The 22063-nt window shown below is 38.3% G+C and carries 19 protein-coding genes and 2 tRNA genes; 2 read left to right on the top strand and 19 right to left on the bottom strand.

Features of this window, described 5'->3' with window-relative positions:
* Nucleotides 1-3 precede the first annotated feature (3 nt).
* From rpsG to lepA, 17 genes are all read right to left on the bottom strand, one after another.
* Nucleotides 4-480 carry a 30S ribosomal protein S7 gene (gene rpsG, locus PALPR_RS12270; protein ID WP_013445955.1) on the bottom strand — a complete coding sequence of 159 codons (477 nt, stop codon included), beginning with the start codon at nucleotides 478-480 and terminating at the stop codon, nucleotides 4-6.
* 207 nt (nucleotides 481-687) lie between these two features.
* Nucleotides 688-1107 (bottom strand): 30S ribosomal protein S12, encoded by a 420-nt coding sequence (gene rpsL / locus PALPR_RS12265; protein WP_013445954.1) that lies wholly within the window; start codon nucleotides 1105-1107, stop codon nucleotides 688-690.
* A 363-nt stretch (nucleotides 1108-1470) separates the two neighbouring features.
* The gene (locus PALPR_RS12260; protein WP_013445953.1) at nucleotides 1471-2304 is read right to left on the bottom strand and encodes a BT1926 family outer membrane beta-barrel protein; all 834 of its coding nucleotides are present in this window, start codon (nucleotides 2302-2304) and stop codon (nucleotides 1471-1473) included.
* Between the two features lie 93 nt (nucleotides 2305-2397).
* Nucleotides 2398-3642, bottom strand: coding sequence for a hypothetical protein (locus PALPR_RS12255; RefSeq protein WP_013445952.1), 1245 nt, complete (start codon nucleotides 3640-3642; stop codon nucleotides 2398-2400).
* 186 nt (nucleotides 3643-3828) lie between these two features.
* Complete coding sequence (locus PALPR_RS15830; protein ID WP_148226479.1) at nucleotides 3829-4008, bottom strand: hypothetical protein; 180 nt, start codon at nucleotides 4006-4008, stop codon at nucleotides 3829-3831.
* A gap of 638 nt (nucleotides 4009-4646) precedes the next feature.
* Nucleotides 4647-5411, bottom strand: a complete 765-nt coding sequence (locus tag PALPR_RS12250) for a LytR/AlgR family response regulator transcription factor (RefSeq protein ID WP_013445950.1) — start codon at nucleotides 5409-5411, stop codon at nucleotides 4647-4649.
* A 114-nt stretch (nucleotides 5412-5525) separates the two neighbouring features.
* A complete protein-coding gene (locus PALPR_RS15525) occupies nucleotides 5526-7976 on the bottom strand; it encodes a tetratricopeptide repeat protein (protein ID WP_013445949.1) in 2451 nt (816 codons plus the stop codon).
* A 299-nt stretch (nucleotides 7977-8275) separates the two neighbouring features.
* Nucleotides 8276-9142, bottom strand: a complete 867-nt coding sequence (locus tag PALPR_RS12240; protein WP_013445948.1) for a F0F1 ATP synthase subunit gamma — start codon at nucleotides 9140-9142, stop codon at nucleotides 8276-8278.
* Nucleotides 9143-9209: 67 nt separating this feature from the next.
* Entirely contained in the window at nucleotides 9210-10802 is a 1593-nt protein-coding gene (atpA, locus tag PALPR_RS12235) for a F0F1 ATP synthase subunit alpha (RefSeq protein ID WP_013445947.1), read from the bottom strand.
* 61 nt (nucleotides 10803-10863) lie between these two features.
* Nucleotides 10864-11418: a F0F1 ATP synthase subunit delta gene (locus PALPR_RS12230; protein WP_013445946.1), complete on the bottom strand. Its 555-nt coding sequence runs from the start codon at nucleotides 11416-11418 to the stop codon at nucleotides 10864-10866.
* A 94-nt stretch (nucleotides 11419-11512) separates the two neighbouring features.
* Nucleotides 11513-12013: a F0F1 ATP synthase subunit B gene (atpF, locus tag PALPR_RS12225; protein WP_013445945.1), complete on the bottom strand. Its 501-nt coding sequence runs from the start codon at nucleotides 12011-12013 to the stop codon at nucleotides 11513-11515.
* Between the two features lie 107 nt (nucleotides 12014-12120).
* Nucleotides 12121-12369: an ATP synthase F0 subunit C gene (gene atpE, locus PALPR_RS12220; protein ID WP_013445944.1), complete on the bottom strand. Its 249-nt coding sequence runs from the start codon at nucleotides 12367-12369 to the stop codon at nucleotides 12121-12123.
* 119 nt (nucleotides 12370-12488) lie between these two features.
* Entirely contained in the window at nucleotides 12489-13577 is a 1089-nt protein-coding gene (atpB, locus tag PALPR_RS12215) for a F0F1 ATP synthase subunit A (protein WP_013445943.1), read from the bottom strand.
* Complete coding sequence (locus PALPR_RS12210) at nucleotides 13570-13974, bottom strand: hypothetical protein (protein ID WP_013445942.1); 405 nt, start codon at nucleotides 13972-13974, stop codon at nucleotides 13570-13572. The genes atpB and PALPR_RS12210 overlap by 8 nt, the downstream gene beginning before the upstream one ends.
* Before the next feature lie 3 nt (nucleotides 13975-13977).
* Nucleotides 13978-14223, bottom strand: coding sequence for a F0F1 ATP synthase subunit delta/epsilon (locus tag PALPR_RS12205; RefSeq protein WP_013445941.1), 246 nt, complete (start codon nucleotides 14221-14223; stop codon nucleotides 13978-13980).
* A 72-nt stretch (nucleotides 14224-14295) separates the two neighbouring features.
* On the bottom strand, nucleotides 14296-15816 hold the full coding sequence (atpD, locus tag PALPR_RS12200; RefSeq protein WP_013445940.1) for a F0F1 ATP synthase subunit beta: 1521 nt from the start codon (nucleotides 15814-15816) through the stop codon (nucleotides 14296-14298).
* A gap of 262 nt (nucleotides 15817-16078) precedes the next feature.
* Complete coding sequence (lepA, locus tag PALPR_RS12195) at nucleotides 16079-17866, bottom strand: translation elongation factor 4 (RefSeq protein WP_013445939.1); 1788 nt, start codon at nucleotides 17864-17866, stop codon at nucleotides 16079-16081.
* 402 nt (nucleotides 17867-18268) lie between these two features.
* On the opposite strand from lepA, the gene PALPR_RS12190 reads away from it, so the two are divergent.
* A tRNA-Phe gene (locus PALPR_RS12190) sits at nucleotides 18269-18341 on the top strand.
* A 146-nt stretch (nucleotides 18342-18487) separates the two neighbouring features.
* Here the strand turns inward: PALPR_RS12190 and PALPR_RS12185 are convergent.
* Both PALPR_RS12185 and rnr read right to left on the bottom strand, forming a co-directional pair.
* Nucleotides 18488-18561 (bottom strand) — tRNA-Arg (locus PALPR_RS12185).
* A gap of 175 nt (nucleotides 18562-18736) precedes the next feature.
* Entirely contained in the window at nucleotides 18737-20875 is a 2139-nt protein-coding gene (rnr, locus tag PALPR_RS12180; RefSeq protein WP_013445938.1) for a ribonuclease R, read from the bottom strand.
* Nucleotides 20876-21121: 246 nt separating this feature from the next.
* Between rnr and PALPR_RS12175 the strand changes: the two genes are divergently transcribed.
* Nucleotides 21122-22006: a diacylglycerol/lipid kinase family protein gene (locus tag PALPR_RS12175; protein WP_013445937.1), complete on the top strand. Its 885-nt coding sequence runs from the start codon at nucleotides 21122-21124 to the stop codon at nucleotides 22004-22006.
* The last annotated feature ends 57 nt before the right edge of the window (nucleotides 22007-22063 follow it).

Here is a 22063-nt window from a genome sequence, read left to right as displayed (position 1 = left end):
CAATTAAAATCTAAAGTGAGCAAATGCGCGGTTAGCTTCAGCCATACGGTGCATATCTTCCTTACGTTTGAAAGCACCACCCTGGTTATTGAATGCGTCAACAATTTCGGCAGCCAATTTATCAGCCATCGAACGTCCTCCGCGTTTGCGAGAGTATAATATAAGATTTTTCATTGAAATGGATTCCTTGCGATCAGCACGGATTTCCGTTGGGACTTGGAATGTAGCACCACCAACACGACGAGATTTTACTTCTACCAGTGGAGTGATATTTTCGAGAGCTTTTTTCCAAACTTCAAGTGGGGATTTTTCTTCGTTCGGAAGTTTAGCTTTCACTGTTTCGAGCGATGAATAGAAAATGTCGAAGGCAGTTGATTTCTTGCCATCATACATCAAGTGGTTAACAAATTTTGTTACCATTGATTCATTGAAAACCGGATCAGGTAATACGACCCTCTTTTTTGGTTTCGATTTTCTCATTTTACTTAAAAATTTCCGTTTTTGTTTTTTTGGTTGCTTTAGTCTTACTTCAACGACTCCACCGAGTCATTTACTCAACCTTTCATCTGCTACCTTAAAACGCAAACAAGTGTTTAAACTTGATTTTGTTAGTTCTTTTTGAAAGGGAATTGAAACTTACAGTTAGCGGGATAAAAAAGAACCACTAATGCTGTTTCAGCATTCTACTTATTTCTTTTTGCCTTTTGCAGGTGCACCTTTAGCGGCTGCTTGTCCTGGTTTTGGGCGTTTTGCTCCATATTTCGAACGACGTTGCGTACGGCCATTAACGCCGGCTGTATCGAGAGTTCCACGAACCACGTGATAACGCACACCTGGAAGGTCTTTTACACGTCCACCACGTACCATTACGATAGAGTGTTCCTGTAAGTTGTGTCCTTCGCCCGGAATGTAAGCATTCACTTCTTTTTGGTTAGTTAAACGTACACGAGCCACTTTACGCATAGCTGAGTTCGGTTTTTTTGGAGTAGTAGTATACACACGAACACAAACACCGCGACGCTGTGGACATGAATCCAATGCAGGCGACTTGCTTTTGTCGATGAGTTCTGCTCTTCCTTTTCTAACTAATTGCTGAATTGTAGGCATTTTACTTTGTTTTTGATAACTTAAATACTTTATTTTTTATCCTTCTGGCTTTTGTCCAAAATGGGTTGCAAAGATAGACATAATATTTTAATGCACAATGCGTCAGATATAAATATTTTTGTTTACTTTAAAAATTATAGTTTCACGTGCTATTTTAGAGGATTAATAGAACATAGTAAGCAGCTAATCAAGCAAATGATTTTCTAAAATTAGAACAGCAGTTTTGGGAAACAATCTAAACTCTCACCTTTGGTTGTGCAAATATGGACTTCGTTTTTAAATAAAAAGCTCCCTCCAAATCGAGTAATTTGGAAGGAGCTTAATTAAGAATAAATTACCAGAGAACTATTTGGCAATTGAGCTTTAGAATCTAAAACCAATTTTGAATACAGGTTGTGTCAGAAATCCCCAGGTATGAGTATCTGCCTTCCTTGATTCCAAACCTGGAGCAGGATATTTAATGTTGTAAGCATATAAATAAGAAACCGGTTTAATTTCCAGCCCAATGAACAAGCTCTCAGTCAAATTGTAGTCGGCACCCGTTACCAATTGGCCTCCAAAACCGATTTGTTCAATATGACGGTTACCTACATCGGTAATTTTTACCGCACTACCTACATCAGACTTTGTCACATCTACTGTGGCAGTAGGATCATACTGCGAACTTCTTCCATAACAAACCGGAACCATAACACCCAGATAGGGAGACAATCTACTTGTATTAACAAAATGGTACTCAGCACCGACACTGACATTCAAATTAATCGTATTATTCATTACAGTAGCTGCATAATTAGGTATCCAACCGGCATTAGGCGATGAAGGGTCTACAGCCCCCGAAGTAGCTGGAGTTACACCCTGAACATTCTCTCTTGCTGGTGTATTCCGAAAAATTCCGCTTCCGTTCAACTTCAATGCAACTTTACCTGACAAGAAGTATCTAAATTCAGCTCCAATCATGTTAGTCAGTTCATTTTGGGTAGAGATTCCTTCAGCATAAGGCGCTTGTCCTGAAACTGTCCAGTCATTTATACCCGGCGAGGCAGGCACAGTAGGTTCAGATAAATAAATCCCTCTTCCAAAGAGTATGGCTCCCGAGAATTTCTTTACTTTGGCATCTCCTTCATCTTGCGCCCTCAGACTACAGACTCCAGCTAAACCAAACAATATAAATAAAGATAATACTTTATATTTCATTTTTAATATCCTCCAATTAGTTGAATATGATGATTACTATAGAAATGAAGACAAATACATTGTCTCCATTCTCTATTTTTTAATTACAGAATATTAAGCTGCTAGATCTTTATCTACAATACCTTTTAAGTAAGCAAGTTGTTTTTCGGCTGCAGTGATTTGGGTATTTAAATCATCTAGCTGCTTAGTTAAACGAACAATCTCTGCATTAGCAAAACCTTTACCATCTGTGGCATTGTTTAAGCTAGTTGTGGCATCAGCAATTTGCTGTGTTATATTAGCTATATTAGCCTTAACTTGCTGAATAGCAACAGTAATACCATTATAATTTACTTGAGAAATTATATTGGTATTTGCAGTAATAAGACGATTCACATCATTCATTTGAGTATTAATTGACGCATAATTTGCATATGCCTTTGCAGCTGTCTGAATGTATTGTGGATATTTTGCAACTGCATCATCATATGCAGGTTTTAAATTATCTCTTTGTTGCTCGTAATACGTCTTGTTAGATGCGGTAATATTCACATCACTCAAAATAACAAGGTAATTATTATAAGTCGTTATAGTATTCTGAAGATTATATACATTTAATTTTGCCATAGAATAAGCATTGTAAGAGTTACTTGAGACACGATTCAAACTATCCATTCTTAAATTAAGAACCGTATTTGCATTATTTAGACTTTTTACAATATCAGAAGATGATGAACTTGAATTCAATGTTGCAAGAGTTACATTAGCTGCTGCCAAGGATGTTTTGTATGAGTCAATGCTTGCTTGAGCATTACTTATTTGATCATCAATGGTATTTAGATTAGTCGCAAGTGTCAACTTAGCTTGATCAATCTGACCTTGAGTGTTTAACCTACTCTGATACAGAGCATACAATTTATTTGCTTCTGTTTGATAATTTTGATAATCTGTTGCGGCTTTAGAAGAATTTAAACCCGCAATAGTATTTGCTGTAATAGCTAATTGTTTCTTTAAATTATCTTGGGCTATAGCTAAATTATTTTGAGCCGTAGCGAGCAAAATATCAAGATTAGCCTTGTTGTAATTATATGTCGCTTCCTGAGTTTTCAAATCCCATGAACGAGAAGCTTCATTAAATGCAGTTTGCTTTGTAAGAGCATCGATTTCAGCCTTTCTATAATCAGCATCAGCAGCTTTCATTGCTGCCAAGGCTGTTTCAGTTGCGGTTTTAGCTTTCATCCATTCTACTTGTTGACCTCTAATAGCTTCGACTTGAGAGGAAACGACATTATCTACACACGATGCTGTACAAAATGCGATAACGATTAATAATACCGGAAAAATTTTCTTTGTTTTCATTTTTTTGTTTGATTAAAAAATTAATTTATTTTTATAAATACTGAGTTTCAAAATTATTGCATATCCAGACATTGGATATTTCGTCATTACTAATAGTATGATGGCAAGAGCTTAAAAAATAATGTACGAAGAAGTGAATTTGCCTGTCAGTTATTCCATCCCTCACACTTAACCCTCCCTCTACATTTATTTCTCTACTTCAGATAAATATCTAGACAGTACTCTGACTCTCATTATAATTCTATCGCAGTCCAATGAGGAATTATCAGCAGTAACTGTATAAACCCATTTTAGTCCATCAGCCGATTGCACTGCAATTCCATGCTCCACCTCCGAACCATCGGCATTATAAATAGCTACACTCAATTCGGCACATTAAAGTCGTCGGTAGCTTTTTTTTTGCAGGAACCTTATCCTATATTAATTCCGCGCTTCATTTAACTGTTTTCAACTACGTTTCTCATTATCGCAATAATGACAAAATGCTTGATAAAAAATCAAAGTCGAGATTAAACAGATTCATAATCAATTCAGAATTAGTGTATATCACGCTTCAAAATTATAACTCAAATTTTAAACAAACAAATGTGATTTTTCTTAAAAAAGTGTTCTCGGTCGAAAAACAAGGTTATGTTGCAAATACCGTGACTATGTGGTAAAAATTAGTGACTAAATTTTCTTGTTGGAAAAGAAAGAAAACAAAAAAGGCCACCCACCTTCCCTTAGAAATGGAAAGATGGGTAGCCCTGTAAAAAAATTAAAAACAAAACGTAAATAGATAAACTAAACTGAGGTTATGCGAATAGTATTTTTTAAATTCATCACCCTATTAATCGCGTGCAAAAGTACATGAAGAAATCTGCTACAACAAAAATGAAGCAGGACAGCTAGAACGTTTCAATCGAAAAACGCAGATAAGATACAAATAGCGCGGATAAGTGGTCGAAATTAATAACTAAGTTTTTTAGAGGCAAGGATCAAAATTCGAAATATCAGTATTCTTTTCAAATTAATTCAAATTTTTCCTGAAGCCCTTTCATATACTTACGCGATATTTCCAACGGCATTGCCTGAAAAGGTGGTAATAAAAGGCAACTTTTGCCCTCAATAAAAGATAAGTAATCAAGGTTAATGATCTGATGTTGATTTATCTGAACAAATGACGTTGAGTATTTTAAAATATCGTCACCAGTAGTCGTTCGTTTCAACGGCAACTGGGTTTGGTCAGTCAAAACTGCTTCCCATTGTTTTTTATCTTTTTGATGTTGGAAGTATCCTATTTGTTTTAAGCCCAGTTTCTGATAACCTGTAGGAGTAGCAATCATAAACGATTCGTTGATAGGCAAAAGTTGAGCTAATGTTTCGTGAAAATAATTATGCACCTGTGCTTGCGTAGCTGATTTAAAGAACCGATTCATTACAAGCCTGAGCTCACTTTCTTGATACGGTTTTAGTAGGAAATCGAATGCTGAAGCCCGCAAAGCATCCAACAGGTATTTTTCATAAGCCGTATAAAAAACCACCTGCATAGGCCAGCTTATCCTTTCCTGTAATTCGTCTAACAACTCCAAGCCCGATTGCTCGGGCATCTCCACATCCAGAAACAGTAGATCAGGCTGCTGTTCTACAATTAGTTTTTTACCTGTATCGGTTGATTGGGTAGTCCCAACGAGCAACAATTCGGGAAACTCCTTAAGCGAATGTCGGATATTCGCGATACAATTTTTTTCATCATCGATAATTACTACAGTATATTTCTGATCTTTCATGTGTAAATAATTGTTTTTATAAGGTCACATGGAACTTGCATTTGATTTTCATGCTCGTTGGTTTACACCAAATTAAATGCTCGTTTCATAATCAATTTAGTTGGCTTGTATTATCTATATTTCAAAATTATATTCCTCTGGTACTGTTATTTTCACTCGGGTTCCACTCATCGCCCTATCTTTCACATCCTCTATATTGAAACTAATCTTTTCTTCATTTTTGGAGTTCAATACATCGATAGTTTGATACAGAACTTTCAGTCCGGTACCGGTGCCTCTTGTATTTACTATATTTTCGGGATGGTATCCTGCACCATTATCCTGAATCGTAATTTGCGTACCAACATCATGTTTCGAGATTGAGATACTCAGCAGCTTCTCCCCCTCTTTAGCGCGTAGAGCATGTTTCATAGCGTTTTCGATAGGAATTTGCATAATCATAGCCGGGACTTTCAAAAGTCGGGAATCAATGCTTTCGTCAACACTCCACTGAACGCGAAAATCATTATTTAAACTTCGCTTCTCCATTTGGATGTAATTTTTCACAAAGTCTAATTCTTCCTCAAGCGAAACGGATGTCTTTTCTGTAATTTCCAGACTTCGTCGTAGAAAGGTTACCAAACCAATCATCTCCTGATATTTATCTTTGTCCGCTTCCGAACTAATTTCGCGGTTGAGCACATTAAATATAAAATGTGGTGATATCCGATTGCGAATATTTTGAAGGCGAAGCATGGAGATGCGCGACAATTGCTTTTGCTGTATAATCTCACGTTGCTTGTACCTGTACAGCCAATATAATCCTCCAATGATGATGATTAAAACAAATATAAAAATCAAACCAATAACAACAAAACGATGCCGTTTGGCTTCGGCTAACTTTTTAGCCGAAATAGCTGCATTGAGTTTTTCCAAACCGGCAATTTGCTGTTGCTTCTTTTCATTATTCCATCGAGCTTCGGCAAAAGTCAATGCTTCCGTTTTCGATGTATTGAAAATGCTGTCGTTCGTCTTTCTATTTATTTCAAGAAAATGATAGGCCTTAGAATAATCATTGAGTTCTTTATAAATGTTCGACAAATCGTTGCTAACCTCTGAAATCAACTGTGGTATCTTTTGTTCTTCAGCTATTTTCCATGCAGTCAAACCATAATCAAGCGCAATCCTCAAATTATGTTTCTTCTCCGCACCGATTGCAGGTTTGCTTGTATACAATTCGGCCAATTGAGAATAAATTGTTGCCAGACTTTCCTGGTCATTTATGATCTTTTTCTGCGCAAGTGCTTGCAGATAACATGACTCAGCCCGGCTGTAGTTCTTTTGTTTAAAATAAAATCCGCCCAATGTCCTTATGTCCTCTGAAACTCCGAATTTATCATCAATCTGTTGAGCCAATTTCACGGCTTTATTACAATAAGCTATAGCTTTATCCAATTGTTTCTGTTCCCCATAAACTACAGATACATTAGCATAATCTTTAGCTTGTTCCTTAACCAATTGGAGAGCATTATCAATTTGCAAGGCTTTTTCATAATAAAATGAAGACTTACTGTAGTTCTTTTGGGTAAAATATAACTCGCCCAACGAACGGTATCCATAGGCTGCACTCGCTTTTTCACCTATCGCTTCTTTTATCTTCAGCGAGCCAATAAAGGCATTGCTTGCTTGTACATAATCTCCAATAAGCATATAGACCTCACCAATATTGTGGTAGGCTTTGGCTACACCTATTTTGTTATCAAGCCTTTTGGCCAACTCCAACGATTTCTGATACCAATCAATAGCATCATCATATTTTTCGAGCATATAATATACGCTACCCAAATTTTGGTAACATAACATCAAATCCTGTTGCTGGTTGTTCTTCTTATAATAATCAATAACTGTGAGGTAACATTGCCGGGCACGTTTATAATCCATTTGGTTCATATATACAACACCCAGATTAATATACGCATCAGAAATCAATCCCTGATTTCCCGATTTCTTAGCAAACTCTAATGCTTTATTGAAGTAGTCGACAGCCATTTTTGTATTTCCCTGCTGGTAACTAATAATGGCTATGTTGGAGAATATTTTTATCTGGACGGGTGGATTATTTACTTTTCTTTCAATCTCCTGCGCTTGCTCGTACAATTTCAACGCGTCTTCAAAACGGCTTTGATGGTAGCAGCTCACCCCCTCTTGCATCAACACCTTGGCTTTAATATCCAGATCTGTTTCACCGGCTACTTTCAGCGCCTTGAGACGAAACTCATTTGCCTTGTCATATTTGCCTTGCGGAACATAAACACACGACAAATCAACGTAAGTATTCGCTAATAAATGCCGAGTTTTATTGTCGGAAGAAATGGATTCGAGCTTTTTAATCGCTTTAGTGTACCATAGAATAGCCAAATTCGGTTTGTTTTGAACGTATGCTTTTGCTGAATCACTATATAGTTTTGCTGAAATAGTGTCGTTATGCAACTTTGAAGCGGAGGAAGAGTGGTGGTAAAATGTAATACTATAAACTAAGAATCCTATTAAAACTACAGATAAAAATGTAATCACTATTTTTTTCATCACGCCATGGACTTTAATTGATAATGACCACAAAAATAACAATAAAGATTAACTTTTAAAACGTTTATACGACTTATTTTTATATAAACGTCAATATTTTTTATTGCTATGTGATAAAATATCAGCAAAACATTAATATTTATAGAAAATATCTTCAAATTAAATGAAAATCCATCTCATTTAATAGCAAATCTCTAATTTTGATTTATAAATCGCATTTACAAAGAAGAATATTGCTATTTAGCAACAAAAAAAAAGGTTGCAAAACTTGCAACCTTTTTCATATAAAAATTCATATCTCAATTTTGTCCAAACGATCCACCGACAATATCAAGCAGCTCGTTGGTAATGGCTTGTTGACGCGATTTATTGTACTGAAGCGATAGCTCTTGTAACAGATCCGTTGCATTATCAGTAGCCATTTGCATTGCAATAGTTCTTGCAGCATGCTCAGAAGCATTTGAATCCAACAAAGCGGTATAAATCTTCAATCGCAACACTTTAGGAATAAGTTCCGACATGATAGTTGCACGATCGGGCTCTACGATATAGTCGAGTGCAACTGCACCTCTTTCAGCCGGCTTCAATTGAATGGGCAGAAAAGTTTCTTCTGTCAATACCTGAGAACTTTTACTTTTAAAGTGATGATAAATCAACTCTACTTTGTCAATTTCCTTATTATTAAACAAGGTCATGACTTTGTCTGCTAATTCCAAAGCAGCTAAATAAGTCGGCTTATCCGCCATGGCTTCAAAGTTATCCTGAGGTTCAAAACCCAGCCTATGGCAGGCTTTGGCTATCTTTTTACCAACCGGAAAAATCAGTATATTTTCTTTTCCTAAAGACTTATTATTCTCAACGGCAGTTTGCAGGTGCTTTATTACATTACTATTATAGCTACCGCAAAGACTTGTGTTCGATGAGAAAGCAATAATTGCAACACGCTTCACCTCGCGCACGTCGGCAAAAACAGAAACGTTGCCTTCTTCTGCACTCAAGAAGTTATTCAGTAAGCCATTTAATCGTTGCTCATACGGGAAAAAATTCTCGATGGTCTTTTGCGCTTTGCGCAATTTTGCAGAAGACACCATTTTCATTGCTGAGGTAATCTTCTGAGTCGATTGTACTGACTGAATACGTGATTTTATTTCCTTTAATGTAGCCATTTTTATAATTAGTAATTCACAACTGAAAATTGAGAATTAATCCTTTGAAAGATTGGACTGATAACAATTAGTTTTTCAAAGAAATACGTTTTGCAACTTCGCCGGCAACCTGTTCGATTATTGCCGAAACTTCATCGTTGATATTTCCTTTTTTAAGAACATCAAGTACATCCGCCTGATGAGATAATTCTAACACCATCAAAAATTCCTTCTGAAAATCCTGAACTTTATCCAGCGGAACATTGCTTAGCAACCCATGTGTACCACAATACAGCACAGCTACCTGTTTTTCTACCGGTAACGGTTCGTGCAAAGCCTGCACCAGCAAACGTGTATTCTTTTGTCCTTTGTCAATGGTCATAGCTGTTACAGCATCCATATCTCCACCAAACTTGGTAAAAGCTTCCAGTTCGCGGAACTGAGCCTGATCTATTTTCAGTGTACCGGCCACTTTCTTCATGGCTTTAATCTGAGCATTACCACCTACACGCGAAACTGAAATACCCACATTGATAGCGGGGCGATTACCCTGGTTGAACAAATCTGTATCGAGGAATATCTGACCATCAGTAATAGAAATTACGTTGGTTGGAATATAAGCAGATACGTCACCTGCCTGAGTTTCGATGATAGGCAAAGCGGTTAATGATCCACCACCTTTTACTTTGCCTTTAAGACTGTCCGGCAAATCATTCATTTGCTCAGCTACTTCCTGCTGAGAAATAACACGTGCAGCACGTTCAAGCAAGCGAGAGTGCAAATAGAAAATATCTCCGGGATAAGCTTCACGTCCTGATGGGCGACGAAGAATCAACGAAACCTCACGATATGCAACAGCTTGTTTTGACAAATCATCATAAACAACTAAAGCGTGACGACCAGTATCTCTGAAAAATTCGCCGATGGATGCACCGGCAAACGGAGCGTAATATTGTAATGCAGCAGGGTCTGAAGCAGTAGCTGAAACGATTACCGTGTAATCCATAGCTCCATGCTCCTGAAGTGTATTTAGTATTGAAGCTACAGTAGAACCTTTCTGTCCAATAGCCACATAGATACAATACACCGGATCACCAGCATCATAATTAGATCTCTGATTAATGATGGTATCGATAGCCACACTGGTTTTTCCGGTCTGACGGTCACCAATAATTAACTCGCGTTGTCCGCGACCGATTGGAATCATTGCATCCACGGCTTTCAAACCGGTTTGGAGCGGCTGATTAACCGGCTGTCTGTAGATAACACCGGGAGCTTTTCGTTCAAGAGGCATTTCAACCATTTCGCCGGAAATTTTACCTTTACCATCAAGCGGTTCACCCAGCGGATTGATTACACGACCCAACATTCCTTCTCCAACATTGATAGAAGCAACGCGTTTGGTTCGTTTTACCGTAAAGCCCTCTTTGATCTGGCTGGTAGGTCCAAGCAAAACCGCTCCGACATTATCTTCTTCCAGGTTCATTACGATGGCTTTGATACCGTTTTCAAACTCCAACAGTTCATTGGCTTCGGCATTGCGCAGACCATAAATACGTACCACACCGTCGCTAACTTGTAGCACAGTACCTACTTCGTCAAACTGAACACTGGTGTCAATTCCTTCGAGTTGCATCCGAAGAATTTCAGATACTTCGCTCACCTTTATCTTATCAGACATCTTATTACTATTAATAATTCACAATCAATAATTCACAATCAAATTATCAACTGCCTATTGTTTAAACGATTTTTTTGTTTCTCTCGATATAATCTTTCTTAATTCTACGCAGCTGACCTGAAATACTGGCATCCCAACGAACAAAATCCACTTCGAACATAAATCCGCCTAAGATATCCGGATCAATTATTTTCTCCATTTCAACGGTTCCTCCGGTTGTATTTTCCACCAAGCTCATCAATCGGGTTTCAACAGCCTTATCAACAGCCGAAGCAGTGGTCAGTTTGCCATAATGAATGTTCTTCTGCTTACGAAACAGGTCGATATATTTCAGAACAACGGAGTGTAAATGATATTCACGATCATTCTCTAACAGCAAATCAAGAAAACGTTCAAATGATTTGCTTACTTGTCCACCCGCAGCTAGAATTATAATTTTACGTTTTTCGGCTTTAGCCAACACCGGATTATCAAGCACCGTCCTCAATTCACTAAACTGAAAATAGCTTTGAATAATGGCTTTTGCTTCGGTATACACACGATCCTGCTCATTGCTGACACTGGCAAAATCCAAAAGTGCTGTGGCATAACGAGCTGGTATGAGTCCTGTATTCATCTTTGATTTACGATTTTAAATTATAACTGACGATTGGAGCTTACTTTAGAATTCAGACCAATCAACCAATTTACAAATCAACTAGCTAAGCAATTTACGATTTAGAGATATTAATTTCGTCGAGCAAGCGGTCAATCATAGCCATTTGCTGATCCTTCTCTGCCAATTGTCCCCGAAGTATTTTTTCAGCGATATCAACTGACAACTCAGCAACCTGACGACGAATATCGCGAATGGCATCTTCCTTTTCAATCAGAATTTGTTTTCTGGCATCCTCAATCAGTTTATCTGCTTCGATTCCGGCTTTTTCTTTGGCATCTTTTATCAACATGTCACGAGTCTGAGCGGCTTCGTTCATGATTTTCACCTGTTCGCGTCTGGCATTATCCACTATGGCTTCGCCTTCCGCTCTAACATTAGCCAATTCTTCGTGTGCCTGTATGGCAACATTCAATGAATTATCGATGTAAGCTTTACGTTCTTCCACCATTTTTATAATGACAGGAAAACCATATTTTACAAGGATAAAAGCAACTATTCCGAATGACAATAGCATCCAGAACAAGAGACCGGAATCAGGCAATAATAAAGACATAATAATTCAGGATTAAAAATTCATAATTCAATATTGACACAGACAAGCTTTGTCAACCGATAAAATGCAATGACCATTTATAACCGGTCATTGACTTTAGATTTTTATTAAAGAATAAATCCGCAAACTACGATAGCAAACAAAGCAGCACCTTCAACAAGAGCAGCAGCGATAATCATAGACATACGAATATCTGAACCAGCTTCTGGTTGACGCGCAATACCATCCATGGCAGATCCACCAATACGACCAATACCCAGACCGGCACCGATAGCAGCAAGTCCTGCTCCAAGTCCTGCACCTAATTTAGCTAAACCTGCACCTGCGGCAGCTTGTAATAAAATTGTCAGTAACATAATTTTTAAATTTTTAGCCCCCAACCCCTGAAATGAAGATTAAAGACAAGTTTATAATTTTTATTTTCTATATTTCTTTTTTAATTCTCAAGCATTTTAAAGCTCTCCATTGAGACCTTTTATTTATGCGCTTCCTTTGTGTGGTGTGGTTCAACCAACGCCAATCCAATGAATACAGCAGAAAGCATGGTGAAAACGTAAGCCTGAATGTAGGCTACCAAAAGTTCAACCATATTGATAAACACACTAAACAATACCGAAACAATACTCATACTTGTATTCATCGCAACGCCGAGTTTAACCGTTACGAAAACCAGACAGGTTAATCCCAACACAATAGAGTGACCGGCAAGAATGTTAGCAAAAAGACGAATCATCAAAGCGAACGGCTTGGTAAAAACACCTACTATTTCGATTGCCGGCATTAACGGAACAGGCACCTTTAACCACAACGGTACATCCGGCCAAAAAATCTCTTTATAATACTCCTTAGTTCCCGACAGATTTACAACCAAGAAGGTAATAATAGCCAACACAAAGGTGATAGCGATATTGCCTGTTACATTGGCTCCTCCAGGGAAAATCGGAATCAATCCCATCAAGTTATTGATAAAAATAAAAAAGAATACAGTTAACAAATAAGGAGCAAACCGTCGGTATTCTTTACCGATACAAGGTTTTATGACATCATCATTGACATTCATGATGAACATTTCCATAAATCCTACAAATCCTTTTTTTGATTGAAGAGCATCTTTCTTGTATGAACGAGCCACCAACATAATGATAATTATAAGCAGCAAACTATTAAACAGAACTGAGAATACAACTTTGGTAATAGAGAAATCGAAAGGCTTCACATCATTGCCCTGTGCATCTTTTTCAACGATTTTTCCTTTATATTTTCCTTCGGTAGCAATGGACAAACCTTCATGCTGAGCACCTTCGTGGAAAGCTGAAGACAGAAACACATGCCAACCGGTAGTTTGGCTATATACAATTACAGGAAGCGGAATAGCAATGTCTGTTTCACCAACTTTTGTTATATGCCAAGTGTAAGAGTCAGCCAAATGTTCAAGAATCAACTCTTTGACATTTACATCCTCCTTTGGGTTTTCGGCCGATGCAGACTCACTGGCAAAGGCAGTAGCCCCCGACATAAATATCAATAATGCAATCAGACCTAATATCTTACGTAAATTATTCATCTACTTTCTTTTTTTTGATTATTTCCTCCACCCTGTAGAAGAAATAAGTTTCTAAACCCAGATACATTAAATAATAGCCAATAAAAACGATACTAAAATCGCGTAACTGCTCTTTTACAAATAACAAATAAGATCCGCCAAATAATATGCTGGCACCGACTTTGGTAAGTCGTATCAACATATACAGATTCACTAACTTGAGCTGGCTCTCTTTTCTATCCCTGGTTATTACATTAATCAGTACCAGTCCCATTATGTAGAAAAAACTTGGAATAGCCGGATAAGCCCAAAAATAACTTGCTGGAAGAACGTTTTTCAACAACAACCAAACACCCCAACCGCAGACCAACATGACAGCAGTAAGAATAATTACAAGATGTTTTCTTAGTTTTTGCATTAATCAGGTCTTCACTAATTCAAGACACACCGTAACTACATTTTTACTTATCTCTGCAAAACCACCATCAACAGATAGTTCGGTTACATTCTTATCAATTTCGTAACTCAGTTTACCCTTTGCCAAAGAAGAAATAAGCGGGGCATGATTTTCCCACACCGTAAAGAGTCCGATTGTTCCGGGTAAAGTTACAGAAGTTACTTCGCCGGAAAAGAAAATTTGCTCAGGGGTAATTATTTCTAATTTCATTATTGGTTGATTAGTTCATAAAGTTCATGGGCTACTGATCATATCGTCAAGACAGATAAACCATCTCTCAACTTATTTCTTTGATTGCTCGATTAGTTTTTGTCCTTTTGCAATCGCATCATCAATAGTACCAACACTTAGGAATGCCATCTCAGGAAGATAATCCAATTCACCATCGAGAATCATTTTGAATCCACGAATAGTTTCATCTATTGACACCATCACTCCCGGAAGACCAGTAAACTGAGATGCCATGTACATCGGTTGAGACAGGAAGCGCTGAACTTTACGTGCACGAGTCACTACCAAACGATCTTCTTCCGATAATTCCTCCATACCTAAAATGGAGATAATATCCTGTAATTCTTTGTTGCGCTGAAGAATTTGTTTTACACGTTGAGCAGTATTATAGTGATCTTCGCCTACTACCAACGGATCAAGGATACGTGAGGTTGATTCTAGCGGATCAACAGCAGGGAAGATACCAAGTTCGGAAATTTTACGACTCAATACCGTGGTTGCATCCAAGTGCGAGAACGTAGTTGCAGGAGCAGGGTCAGTCAAGTCATCAGCAGGCACATAAACAGCCTGAACAGAAGTAATAGATCCGTTTTTAGTAGAAGTAATACGTTCTTGCATCACACCCATCTCGGTAGCCAGCGTAGGTTGATAACCAACCGCTGAAGGCATACGTCCCAAAAGAGCCGAAACCTCAGAACCAGCTTGTGTAAAACGGAAAATGTTATCGATAAAGAAAAGAATATCACGTCCGCCACCGGTACCATCACCATCGCGGAAAGATTCTGCAACCGTTAAGCCCGAAAGTGCCACTGATGAACGAGCTCCAGGGGGTTCATTCATTTGTCCGAACACTAAGGTTACCTGTGATTTTTCTACTTCGGAATAGTCAATTTTGGATAAATCCCAATTGCCTTCTTCCATGCTTTTTTTAAACTCTTCGCCGTATCGGATTACGTTTGATTCAATCATTTCCCGAAGCAAATCATTACCCTCACGAGTACGCTCACCCACACCGGCAAATACAGAGAAACCATTGTGACCTTTGGCGATATTATTGATAAGCTCTTGAATTAAAACGGTTTTACCAACACCCGCACCACCAAAAAGACCAATTTTACCTCCTTTTGAATATGGTTCAAGCAAGTCAATCACCTTGATACCTGTAAAAAGAACTTCCTGACTTGTGGTCAGATCTTCAAATTTAGGAGGTTCGCGGTGAATAGGATAAGCTCCTTTTTTATCTAACGCTTTCATGCCATCAATGGAATCACCGATTACATTCATTAAGCGACCCTTAACCTGACTTCCGATTGGCATTGAAATAGCAGTACCCAAAGCCACTGCACTCAGACCACGACGTAATCCGTCGGTTGAGTCCATTGCCACCGTACGTACAGTGTTTTCACCAATGTGTTGTTGAACTTCAACGATCAGTTCTTTCCCATTTCCACGGTCGATGCTCAAAGCATCATGAATGGCCGGTAATCTCACTTCATCTTTTCCTTTTAAATCGAAAAAAACATCGACCACAGGTCCGATGATTTGTGAAATATGTCCAATTAACTCTGACATAGATTTATAGCGTTTTGATAATTGATTATTCGTTATTTATTTTTTCCAAACAAGTCGCAAATTTACAGATTAATTCGCATTTCGACCCAAAGCAATATATAAAAAAATCTAATAAAAACTAGATTCGTTTAAATAAAAAAAAACATAGATCAATGAAACAAATTAATAAATTGTTGAGCAAATTATGATTAAGCCGAGAATATGATATTTACACATATCAACTTTCTCTGTTATGCAACTATCGACCCAATTTACAAACCGTTTAATCAAGCTTTAGCACTTCCAGGAAAGCCTTCTGCGGAACTTCCACATTACCGATTTGTTTCATTCGTTTCTTTCCTTTCTTTTGCTTTTCCAACAGCTTTCGTTTACGACTGATATCACCTCCGTAACACTTGGCAGTCACGTCTTTTCTAACAGCTTTGATTGTTTCACGCGAGATTATCTTAGCTCCAATGGCCGCCTGAACAGCAATATCAAATTGCTGACGAGGAATCAACTCCTTTAGTTTCTCGCACATACGCTTACCCAGCGAAACCGCATTATCCACGTGAATAAGGCAAGATAACGCATCCACAGACTCTCCGTTAAGCAGGATGTCCAGTTTGATTAATTTCGACGGACGAAATCCGTTCATATGATAATCAAACGAAGCATAACCCTTAGAAATACTCTTCAGTCTATCATAAAAATCGAAAACAATCTCTCCTAAAGGCAAATCGTAGATCAACTCCATACGATTTCCGGAGATATAATTTTGTTTCACCAACTCGCCACGTTTACCCAGACAAAGCGTCATAATCTGACCGATATAATCGGTGCGGGTTATTATTGACGCGCGAATGTAAGGCTCCTCAATACGATCAATTGCCATAATATCAGGCAATCCCGAAGGATTATGCACCTCAATTAATCCGCCTTTATTTGTATAAACCTTATACGAAACGTTGGGCACTGTGGTTATCACATTCATATCAAACTCGCGATCGAGCCGCTCCTGAATGATTTCCATATGTAGCATACCAAGAAATCCGCAACGAAAACCAAAGCCCAGCGCAACAGAAGATTCAGCCTCGAAAGTCAGCGAAGCATCATTTAATTGCAATTTCTCTATCGAAGATCGTAAATCTTCAAAGTCTTCGGTTTCGATAGGATAAACCCCGGCAAAAACCATAGGCTTCACTTCCTGAAAACCCTCGATTGACTTTGGACAAGGTCGTTTGACATGCGTAATCGTATCACCCACTTTTACTTCTTTGGAAGTTTTGATACCGGAAATGATATATCCCACGTTGCCAGCGCTCAAGCTTTTGGTTGGCGACATATCCAGTTTAAGAATACCTATTTCTTCGGCAGAATATTCTTTCTCTGTATTTACGAATTTAACCAGATCACCTTTGTTTATCGTACCGTTCACAATTTTGAAGTAGGCAATAATTCCACGAAACGAATTAAAAACCGAATCAAAAATCAAACACTGAAGAGGAGCTTCCGGATCGCCTTTTGGCGCAGGAATACGATTGACGATTGCTTCCAGAATTTCATCCACTCCCATACCTGTTTTTCCACTGGCACGTATAATCTCTTCCGGTTTACAACCAATCAATTCTACAATTTGATCCTCAACCTCTTCGGGCATAGCGTTATCCATATCCATTTTGTTCATAATAGGGATTATCTCCAAATCATGTTCCAACGCCATATATAAATTCGATATAGTCTGAGCCTGAATGCCTTGCGTAGCATCAACAATAAGTAACGCACCTTCACAAGCCGCAATAGAACGTGACACTTCATACGAAAAATCGACATGCCCAGGAGTATCAATCAAATTAAAAACATACTCTTCGCCATTGAGCTTATATCCCATTTGTATGGCGTGACTTTTAATCGTAATCCCACGTTCGCGCTCCAGATCCATATTATCGAGCACCTGCGCTTGCATTTCTTTTCCGGCAACTGTGTTAGTATATTCCAACAAACGGTCGGCTAAGGTACTTTTCCCATGATCAATGTGGGCTATAATGCAGAAATTGCGTATATTATTCATTCGTAAATTACTTCAATTTTAGTTTGGTTCGCAAAAATACACAAAAAACACGAATAATAAAAGCACTTCATCCAATAGATATAACGCATTGAATAATTGTAACTTAAAACCATTTTACAGCCAAAAACCAATACAAACATCCACAAGACACCTTATGGCGTTCTGCACATCCCTTAATTAAGAACAAAAAAGAAGTCAGACACAAAGAAAAGTCGGAGAAATAAGAAAAAATATAAAATTTATCAGCAATTCTCTTAGCTGCATATTTAAATAAGATTCAGCATTTTAAAAGTAGAAAAAATGTACACAACTACACAAACACTCAATATTTTTTCCGGTTTTTGAATATCACCCCTTGCAGATTCGGAAAATCGCCGTATATTTGCACCCGCTAAGCCGAAAGGTACCATAGCTCAGTTGGTAGAGCAAAGGACTGAAAATCCTTGTGTCCCCGGTTCGATTCCTGGTGGTACCACGCTAAAAAAGACAGTTACTTGAAAAAGTGACTGTCTTTTTTTATCTATACACCGCGACATCCCCAAGACAAAAACGACAGAACATCTCAAACGTATAAACAAGAAAAAGCCTCAATAAACTTTCGTTTATTGAGGCTTTTTCTTGTGACCGCGACAGGATTCAAACCTGTAACCCCCACATCCGTAGTGTGGTACTCTATTCAGTTGAGCTACGCAGCCATTATTTTTCTTTAGCGAGTGCAAAGATAAGGCTATTTTTTATTCTGACAAAGCGAAAATTCATTTTTTTGAACAGAAATAGCGTAATCAAACAACAAGCGATTCCACAAAACCTTAGAATAAATCCGTACAAGTCTAGCAATGTGACTGTTGCTTGCTCACGAAAAAGTTTCGGTTATGCCAGAACAAAATCTAATTGTTTTTTATCCAGGTTTGCTTTTGCTACTTTTACAGTGAGCGCATCGCCCAATTGGTACTTTTTATGGTACCGACGACCAATTAAACAATAGTTTTTATCATCAAAAGTATAGTAATCATCGTCCAAATCGCGAATAGGAATCATGCCTTCACACTTATTTTCGATTAATTCGACATAAATTCCCCATTCGGTAACTCCCGAAATAACCCCATCGAACACTTGCCCCAAACGTTCTGACATAAACTCTACCTGCTTATATTTTATAGATGCCCGTTCGGCATTGGATGCCAGCTGTTCCATATTAGAACTATGCTCGCAATATTCTTCCCATTCAGAAGCGTTGACACTACGTCCACCGTCCGCATATTTTTCCAACAAGCGATGTACCATCATATCGGGATAACGACGAATAGGCGAGGTAAAGTGTGTATAAAAATCAAACGCCAGCCCGTAATGCCCCATGTTGGAAGTAGAATAAATGGCTTTTGCCATGGAACGAATAGCAAGCGTTTCGATCAGATTTTGCTCTTTCTTACCCTGAACTTCGTCCAGCAATGCATTAATTGAACTCGAAATGGCTGTTTGTTTTCCGGAAGTTTTCAGATTATATCCAAAGCGTTTGATGAATACCGCAAAATTATTCAACTTATCAGGATTAGGAACATCGTGAATACGATAAACAAAAGTCTTGGCCTTTTGACCCTTACCCGGCTTTCCAATATGAGTTGCGACAGTTTTATTGGCCAACAACATAAACTCTTCAATCATTTTATTGGAGTCCTTTTGTTCTTTGAAAAACACTGATACAGGTTTCCCTTTTTCATCTATTTCAAACCGAACCTCTACCCTATCGAACGCTATTGCACCATTTTCGAACCTTTTTTTACGGAGAATCTTTGCCAACCGATCCATTGTCAGTATTTCATCCTTGTATTCACCTTCCCCGGTCTCAATGATAGCTTGAGCTTCTTCGTACGTAAACCGGCGATTACTCCGGGTTACTGTTTTAGCAATTTTATAATGCTGAATTTCGGCTTTATCATTCATTTTGAAAATAACCGAGTAAGTCAATTTATCTTCATCAGGTCGCAGAGAGCAAATTCCATTGGACAAATGTTCGGGCAACATCGGAATAGTTCTGTCAACCAAATAAACCGATGTAGCACGCTCACGACCTTCCTGCTCTATAATACTGTCGGGGCGAACATAATGAGTAACATCTGCAATGTGCACTCCAACTTCCCAAAGACCATCATCAAGTTTCCTGAGCGATAATGCATCATCAAAGTCCTTGGCATCACGTGGATCAACGGTGAAGGTAGTAATACTCCGCATATCGATACGTTTTGCCACTTCATCGGGCGTAATTCCGGCATCAATCTTTTCTGCCGCAGCCTCAACATCAGCCGGATACTTATAAGGCAAACCAAATTCCGCCAAAATTGCATGCATTTCAGCCGTATTATCGCCTTTATCACCCAACACATCAATTACCTCACCTACCGGATTTTTAGCATTAGGTTCCCAGCCAAGCAATTTCACTACGGCTTTTTGACCCGATTTGCCACCGTTCAGTTTATTTTTGGGAATAAAAATATCATTGGTCATTATCCGATTATCCAAGGTCAAAAATGCATAACTATCGGACACATCCAAAATGCCAACAAAGGTATCCTGAGCCCTTTTTATAATTTCAACCACCTCACCTTCGGGCTGTTGACCTTTTCTACTGGCATAAAGAAACACCTTCACTCTATCCTTCAGTAAAGCATGATTGGTCTTTCGTTCCGGAATGAAAACAAGTTCACCACCATCATCCGGCACAAGGAATGTTTTCACACCCTGTCGGTCAATTACGCCTTCGATATATCCGCCACGCGAGTTGACTTTAAACTTTCCACGTGAAATTTCCACTAAAAAATCCTCGTCTAACAATTCATACAATAACTGATTGACAAAAACCCGCTGCGATTCGGATTTCACATCCAGTAATGTAGATATTTGCTTATAATTAAATGTCTTTTCGGGATTTTCGTTGAACACATTAATAATGTTGCGTATCAGTTCTTTTTTGTTAACGCGGGTGCTCTGGGTTTTTCTTTTCTTTCTAGGCATGGTATGGAGGTTTAAAGTGTTGTCATTCCATTTTTCGATTCAAAATCGGAGTCATATTTTGCAAATATACAACAAAGTGTTAAGTTGAATAGTGTTTTCATAGTTTATAACATCATTTTATTATAAAGCTCTCTAGCTATTGCAGAAAACATTCAATGAAACACAAGACTTTGTCTTAATAGATTGAAAATTCATAAATTATTTGTACTTTCGCCCACCGTTTTGAAAAACCCTGAAAAAAGACTTATGAAGACCAGAATCGCATTTATAATAAACCCTAATTCCGGCACAGGGAAGAAAGAAAGTCTTCCTACTATGATACAAGAAGGATTAGATGCGAAAAAGTTTGAACCTGAGATTGTTTTTACTCAATATCGGGGTCATGGAACAGAATTAGCAAAAGACTTTGCAGCCAAAGGTTATGAAGTCATCGTGGCAGTAGGCGGCGATGGAACAGTGAATGAAATAGCGAGTTCTATAATCCACACAAATTCTACTTTAGGCATTATTCCTATAGGTTCGGGCAATGGGCTGGCACGCCACCTGAACATACCCATGAACGTCAAAAAAGCCATTCAACAAATAAACGAGTCTGAATCCATTTTGATGGACTATGGCGTTGTAAACGGTCGACCTTTCTTTTGTACTTGCGGAACAGGTTTTGACGCCTATGTCAGCACTGAATTTGCTAAAGGAACAAAAAGAGGCTTAATGCGCTACGTAGAAAAGATAATTACCGGTTACTTCAGCTACAAATCTCAAAACTGTCATCTGATTGGAGATGGGATTGATCTAAAAGCAAAGGCTTTTGTTTTGACATTTGCCAATGCATCTCAATGGGGTAACAACGCATATATTGCACCACAAGCAAGCGTTCAGGATGGAAAAATGGACATATCCATTATGAGTAATTTCCCGATTATTGCTCTTCCGAGTCTGGCACTACAACTGTTTGCCAAAACAATTGACAAAGATTTATTTATGACCACGCTTCGCTCCGATGAAATAACCCTGTTACGCGAAGAGGCCGGTCCTTTCCACTACGATGGCGAACCTTACGAAGAAGGGAAAGAAGTACACGTAAAGACTGTTGCCGATGGACTAAGAGTGTTGGTAAAGAAACGGTTTTGAAATTAACATAACAATTAAAATAATAAAGCCCTGATAGAATCTATCGGGGCTTTTATT

The sequence above is a fragment of the Paludibacter propionicigenes WB4 genome (assembly GCF_000183135.1).
GTDB classification, from domain to species: domain Bacteria; phylum Bacteroidota; class Bacteroidia; order Bacteroidales; family Paludibacteraceae; genus Paludibacter; species Paludibacter propionicigenes.
Note: the sequence above shows the minus strand (reverse complement) of the source record. Positions and strands in the feature narration are given on the sequence as shown.